Annotated in this window: 7 protein-coding genes and 1 other RNA gene; 7 read left to right on the forward strand and 1 reads right to left on the reverse strand. The window is 37.1% G+C overall.

Features of this window, described 5'->3' with window-relative positions:
* Positions 1–75: 75 nt before the first annotated feature.
* Positions 76–1362, reverse strand: a complete 1287-nt coding sequence (locus tag LD272_RS19765) for a glycoside hydrolase family 18 protein (RefSeq protein WP_226038328.1) — start codon at positions 1360–1362, stop codon at positions 76–78.
* 153 nt (positions 1363–1515) lie between these two features.
* On the opposite strand from LD272_RS19765, the gene tadA reads away from it, so the two are divergent.
* The 7 genes from tadA (at position 1516) to LD272_RS19800 (ending at position 5878) form a co-directional block, all read left to right on the forward strand.
* Entirely contained in the window at positions 1516–1983 is a 468-nt protein-coding gene (tadA, locus tag LD272_RS19770) for a tRNA adenosine(34) deaminase TadA (RefSeq protein ID WP_226038329.1), read from the forward strand.
* Between the two features lie 98 nt (positions 1984–2081).
* Positions 2082–2347: signal recognition particle sRNA large type (gene ffs / locus LD272_RS19775), an RNA gene on the forward strand.
* 182 nt (positions 2348–2529) lie between these two features.
* Positions 2530–4224, forward strand: a complete 1695-nt coding sequence (gene dnaX / locus LD272_RS19780) for a DNA polymerase III subunit gamma/tau (protein ID WP_226038330.1) — start codon at positions 2530–2532, stop codon at positions 4222–4224.
* A gap of 26 nt (positions 4225–4250) precedes the next feature.
* Positions 4251–4574, forward strand: coding sequence for a YbaB/EbfC family nucleoid-associated protein (locus LD272_RS19785; protein ID WP_226038331.1), 324 nt, complete (start codon positions 4251–4253; stop codon positions 4572–4574).
* A 12-nt stretch (positions 4575–4586) separates the two neighbouring features.
* Positions 4587–5183, forward strand: coding sequence for a recombination mediator RecR (gene recR, locus LD272_RS19790; RefSeq protein ID WP_226038332.1), 597 nt, complete (start codon positions 4587–4589; stop codon positions 5181–5183).
* Positions 5184–5340: 157 nt separating this feature from the next.
* Positions 5341–5538: a YaaL family protein gene (locus LD272_RS19795; RefSeq protein ID WP_226038333.1), complete on the forward strand. Its 198-nt coding sequence runs from the start codon at positions 5341–5343 to the stop codon at positions 5536–5538.
* 76 nt (positions 5539–5614) lie between these two features.
* Positions 5615–5878 carry a pro-sigmaK processing inhibitor BofA family protein gene (locus LD272_RS19800; protein WP_226038334.1) on the forward strand — a complete coding sequence of 88 codons (264 nt, stop codon included), beginning with the start codon at positions 5615–5617 and terminating at the stop codon, positions 5876–5878.
* Positions 5879–6257 lie beyond the last annotated feature (379 nt).

Below are 6257 nucleotides of genomic sequence, written 5' to 3' on the forward strand. Positions count from 1 at the left end.
AATAAAACTAAAACCACGTAAATAAGTAGTTGCTGCAATTTAAAAATGCCAGGGGATAGGATCCCCCGGCATTCATTAATCTCGTTTTCTAATGGTAAAGTTGTCGACAAGTAATAACCAGTTTTGTGGAAAGGCTAAGCCTAATTTCCAATAGCTTATTCCTCTAAGGTTTAATTCTTTAATTAAATCAAATTTTGCTTGTATTGATCTAGCATCCTCGAACCAAACCTCATGTCTATTTCCCTCGTCGTCTGTGTAAAAGAAGAAGGGTGCTTGTGAATCATAATCATAGTCAATTGATACGTTTTGCTCTCTTGCTAATGTGATCGTTTGTTGTGGACTTAGTGCTTTTGCGAATTCTCCCCCCTCTACATACGGAAGTGTCCAATCATAGCCGTATAAATTTTGGCCTAACATTATTTTGTTAGCAGGCATTTCTGTCAACGCGTATTCAACGACGTCACGAACTGGATTTATTGGGGAAACCGCCCTCGCTGGACCACCGCTATACCCCCATTCATAAGTCATTAATACGACAAAGTCAGCTATTTCACCATGTGCTGCATAGTCATGTGCTTCATACCATGCACCTTCTTGAGTTGCACTCGTTTTAGGTGCGAGTGCAGTAGACATAAGAAGTCCGGCGTTTGTTAAGCGTTGTTTTGCCTTTCTTAAGAACCTGTTATAGTCTTCTACATTCTCTGGCGGTAAAAACTCAAAATCAAAGTGAACATCACTGTATCCAACCGAAGTAGCTGTTGCGATAACATTATCTAAAAGTGTATTTTGAACGGCTTCATCAGTTACTACCAAACTCCCTAGCTCTGCACTAAATTCACCTTCTTCTAAATTAGTTACAACTAACATAAGGGCCGTGTTGTTGTTTTCTGCAATTGCCTTAAAATTGTCAAGTGGTGGTGCAATTAATGTCCCGTCGCGGTTAATTTGGTAACTAAAAGGTGCAAGATATGTTAAATAAGGTGCATTTTTACGCGCTGAATTTTCAAGTGTTTCTGATACAGTGTTTCCAATAGGTTCTACATATGCATTTGATTCAATAGTAGGTTTTGGTTGTTGGGGAATAGATAACCTTTCCCCGATTGATAGAGGCTGATCAACTGAAATATTATTAATTCTTGCTAATTCTTGATAATTAATACCAAATCGTTGTGCGATTGAATAAAGGCTATCACCTGGTTGAACATAATAAAATTCTCCTGTAGGTACCACCAATGTCTGCCCGACAACTAGCTGACCTGGAGCGTCTAGCTCATTTGCACTTGCTAAAGCATCGGTAGTTGTACCGTACGTGTTTGCAATTGAATATAAAGAATCTCCTTGTTGTATAACATGAATTTGCAAACGTGTTCCTCCTCTCAAATTTAGCGTGATTATCATTAGATAGCCTATGATTTATATGATAAAATGGTGCGCTAGTAAATTGGCTAAAGAATGATAATTTGGTACACTGAGGTTATATAGGTTGATATTTTCGGATAAAGAGTGTGATAAAAAATGAATGACCAAGATTTTATGTATTTAGCATTAGAAGAAGCAATAAAAGCGGAGCATATTGGCGAAGTACCAATTGGTGCAGTCATTGTTTATCAAGGTGAAGTAATTGCTTCGGCATTTAATTTGCGTGAGTCTCTACAAACCACCGCATCTCATGCCGAGTTAATTGCAATTGATAAAGCGAATGAACACAAAGGAAGCTGGAGACTCGAGGAATGTACATTATATGTAACATTAGAACCATGTCCGATGTGTGCAGGAGCAATCATTCAGTCTAGAATACCTAAAGTTGTATTCGGGGCCTATGATCCGAAAGCGGGATGTGCAGGAACTTTAATGAATTTATTGAATGATTCGAGATTTAACCATACTGCCGAAGTACATGGTGGAGTATTAGAAGAAGAATGTAGTACTGTTTTAACTGTATTTTTTAAAAAGCTAAGAGAAAGTAAGAAGAAGGACAAATAGAAAATATTAACAGCCATTTCTGATTGCATTTTTAGTGAAAAGTAGTTATACTAAGAAATGCGCTAAACAAAGCGCCAATAAATTAGTTATCAAATTTGCCGTGCTAGGCGGGGAGGTAGCGGTGCCCTGTACTCGCAATCCGCTATAGCGAGGCTGAATTCCCATCCGAGGTAGAATGATTTTAGGGTCTGCCTTAAGGGATTGGTGTTGACGCCCGGGTCCTGCGCAATGGGAACCTGCAAATCCTGTCAGATCCGGAAGGAAGCAGCAGTAAGCGGTCATTCTCGTGTGCCGCGGGGAAGCCTGGGTCGAGCCATGAACTTAAGTAACGCTTAGGGTCGTTTTATCGAAGGTGGGTGCACGGTGTTAAATTTAATAAATATAAATGTTAACCTCTTGTCAGTTACTGACAAGAGGTTTTTACATATAATCCTTTCTTTTGATAGAAAATAGTAATATTTGAGGCTCGTTTTTGATATATGTGTTCACATCGTTATTAAAATTCAGTTATAATAGAAAAGAATACTTGAGAGGGGATCGTGAATAATGAGTTATCAGGCACTGTATCGTGTTTGGCGTCCAAGAGGATTTTCAGATGTCGTAGGACAAACACATATTACTCGTACCCTGCAGAATGCAATTATGCAGGAAAAGTTTTCGCACGCTTATTTATTTTCTGGACCACGAGGTACTGGGAAAACTAGTGCTGCAAAAATTTTTGCAAAGACGATTAATTGTGAGCGCGCTCCTATTAAAGAACCTTGTAATGAGTGTTCAGCCTGCCTAGGTATTCAAGATGGTTCCATCTCTGATGTCATTGAAATAGATGCCGCTTCCAATAACGGCGTGGAACAGATTCGTGATATTAGAGATAAAGTTAAATACGCTCCAAGTTCAGTTAAGTATAAGGTTTATATTATTGATGAAGTACATATGCTTTCTATTGGAGCATTTAATGCTTTACTTAAAACATTGGAAGAACCACCTAAGCATGTACTGTTTATCTTGGCAACAACAGAACCTCACAAAATTCCTTTAACGATTATATCGCGCTGTCAACGCTTTGATTTTAAGCGAATATCACAGCATTCTATGGTTGAAAGAATGGAATTAATCACAGAATCAGAAAAAGTTTCAGTTACAAAGGAAGCTCTGGAGGCTGTTGCATTATCTGCTGAGGGTGGTATGCGCGACGCATTAAGTTTACTAGATCAAGCAATTTCTTACAGTGAGGAACAAGTTGAATTAAATGATGTGCTTGCTGTTACCGGTTCCGTATCCCAAAAGAAAATTATACAAATCATTGAATCAATGTATGATTCTGATGTTCAAAAAGCATTACAACATGTGGACGATATCATACAGAATGGTAAGGACCCAGCACGATTTATCTTTGATTTAATTTATTATCTTCGAGATATTTTGTTGTATAAAAGTGCACCAGCAAATGAAAATATATTAGAACGTGCTATATTGAATGATGTATTCATACATTTATCTGAACGAATGAAGGCATCGTGGATTCAACAATCTATATCTAAGTTAAATCAGTGTCAGCAAGAAATCAAATGGACAAACAGCCCTAAAGTATTTATAGAAATTGCGATACTAAATATCACAGAACACCAACAGGTAGCAAGTAAAACCGAGAATTCAACGATTTTAGAAACGTTAACACGAAAAATAGAACAGTTAGAGAAAGAATTAACTTCTATTAAACAGAACCCGCCTGTTGCAAACGAGAATGGTCAGGCACAAACTGTAACACCTAAACGGACTCAGTCACGATCTAATAAAAATAGCTATAAGGTTCCGTATGAACGAATTAGACAAGTCCTTAGTGAAGCTTCTAAAACTGAGTTAAAGCATGTACAATCACAGTGGGCTAACTTTATGGATTCTTTGAAGAAAAAAAGTGCTCCAGCCCATGCAACTATCTTAAACAGCAAACCAAGTGCGGCGTCTGAACAAGCATTAGTTGTTTCATTTCGCTATGAGATTCACTGTTCACTTGCATTAGACCATAGACAAACGATAGAATTGCTATTAGCAGAAGTTATGGGAAAAGAAATCACAATAATTCCCATTCCAGAAGCGGAATGGCAAAATGTTAGGGAAGATTATGTGAAAAATCAGCATCAACAGGAAGAATTAAGTGGTGATAAAGAACCACAAGAAGATCCGCTAATAGAAGAAGCGAGAAAACTTGTTGGCGATGATTTATTAGAAATTCATGATTAAGAGTTAAAATATGAGGAGGTATTTCCATGCGTGGTGGAGGAAATATGAATAAAATGATGAAACAAATGCAAAAAATGCAGAAGGATATGGCTAAAGCACAAGAGGAATTACAAGATATGACTTTTGAAGCAACTGCAGGCGGCGGTATGGTTAAAGTAACTGCCAATGGTAACAAAGTAATAACAGATATTGAGATTAAAGAAGAAGTAGTAGATCCTGATGATGTTGAAATGCTACAAGATCTTATCTTAGCCGCAACAAATGAGGTTATTAAGAAAGTAGACGATAAAACAAATGACACGATGGGAGAATTCACTAAAGGCTTAAATCTGCCTGGAGGAATGTTCTAGGAGGTTTACTTTATGTATTATCCAGAACCGATTTCAAAGCTGATTGACAGCTTTACGAAATTGCCAGGAATCGGGCCGAAAACGGCTGTTCGCCTGGCTTTTTTTGTATTGAATATGAAAGAAGATGACGTGTTAGACTTTGCTAAATCCTTGGTGAATGCCAAAAGAGAACTTACTCACTGTTCCGTTTGTGGTCAAATTACTGATCAGGACCCGTGTGTGATTTGTCAGGATGAATATAGAGATAAATCACTCATATGTGTTGTTCAAGATCCAAAAGATGTAATAGCAATGGAAAAGATGAGAGAATTTAAAGGGAAGTATCATGTTCTTCACGGGGCAATCTCTCCGATGGATGGTATTGGACCTGAAGATATTAATGTCCCTAGTTTAATAAATCGATTAAAAGATGAAGAAGTCAAAGAGTTAATTCTTGCAACAAATCCTAATATTGAAGGGGAAGCTACAGCAATGTACATTTCCAGATTAGTTAAACCTTCAGGTATTAAGATTACGAGAATTGCTCATGGTCTTCCGATGGGTGGAGACTTAGAATATGCGGATGAAGTTACACTTTCAAAAGCATTAGAGGGAAGAAGAGAATTATAAGTGAAACTCCATCGGTGGTGTATTAGCACTACCGATGATTAGTTAACCTAATTGGACCTTTACAGAAAGATAACTTAGACAAACCTTTATGTATTAATAATATTTCTGACTGTTAAGGCAAGACAAAAGCAGGTGACATATAGTGGGGAATAGAAAAATGAAACAAAAGGTGATAGATAGACAACTATTAGATGATATTTTTAAGTTGAAAACTGAATGGAAAAACTTAAAGTCTATTTTAGACCGTAGTATAGAGCCAAGTGAAATAGGAATGTATGATCTGTCAGTTGCCGAAGCGAAATACTTCTTTCTATTAAGAGAAGCTCGCCAACGGAAAATAAGCGCCCTAAGGTAAATCCTGGTTTTATTGTTCTTTTTTTCTTTCTACCTTCATAGTTTATAAAAAGGACTAGCAGAAGGAGGAAAGGGACTTGGACTCAACAGTTATTATCACTAGTATGGTTGTTTTGATAGCACTACTTTTAATAGTAGGGGCACCGTTAAAGCCAATGCGGTTCTTAGCGCAAGGTACAGTGAAGATGGTTATCGGAGTTTTGTTTCTATTCTTTTTAAATGTTTTCGGATCTTCGATTGGACTGCATTTACCCATAAACATCTACACAGCTGTTATTGCTGGGTTTCTAGGGTTACCTGGGTTAGCTTCACTGACTGCATTGCATATATTTATTTTGTGATAAAGAGCTATTAAAAATGATAGCTCTTTTCTATTGCATTGATAATTGAGCCGTGTTATAGTTAATCTCTGCTTTACCAGTTCGACAGGTTACGACATTTTTTAAAATTAAATGTTGACTTGGTTTGCTGGAAGTGTTATATTATTTAAGTCGCCAATTGATCGGCGCACAGAAACAAAAAAATGATTATAAAAAGTTGTTGACTTTATCAAAAAAAGTTGATATACTAATTAAGTTGTCGCAAAGAGACGCCGACATTTTGATCCTTGAAAACTGAACGAAACAACCAGTATGTTAAGTAAGAAATTAAGCTAGTTTTTTGAACGAGCAATCAAGCTCATAAACTTTATGGAGAGTTTGATCTTGGCTCAGGACGAAC

Origin of the sequence: Aquibacillus saliphilus (genome assembly GCF_020404745.1) — a bacterium.
In the GTDB taxonomy this organism is placed as follows: Bacteria; Bacillota; Bacilli; order Bacillales; family Amphibacillaceae; genus Aquibacillus; species Aquibacillus saliphilus.

Bases quoted from the DNA above. Each gene is read 5' to 3' on its own strand.
- LD272_RS19785 (WP_226038331.1), top strand. From the start codon at position 4,251: ATGCGTGGTGGAGGAAATATGAATAAAATGATGAAACAAATGCAAAAA.
- LD272_RS19795 (WP_226038333.1), top strand. From the start codon at position 5,341: ATGAAACAAAAGGTGATAGATAGACAACTATTAGATGATATTTTTAAG.
- recR (WP_226038332.1), top strand. From the start codon at position 4,587: ATGTATTATCCAGAACCGATTTCAAAGCTGATTGACAGCTTTACGAAA.
- dnaX (WP_226038330.1), top strand. From the start codon at position 2,530: ATGAGTTATCAGGCACTGTATCGTGTTTGGCGTCCAAGAGGATTTTCA.
- tadA (WP_226038329.1), top strand. From the start codon at position 1,516: ATGAATGACCAAGATTTTATGTATTTAGCATTAGAAGAAGCAATAAAA.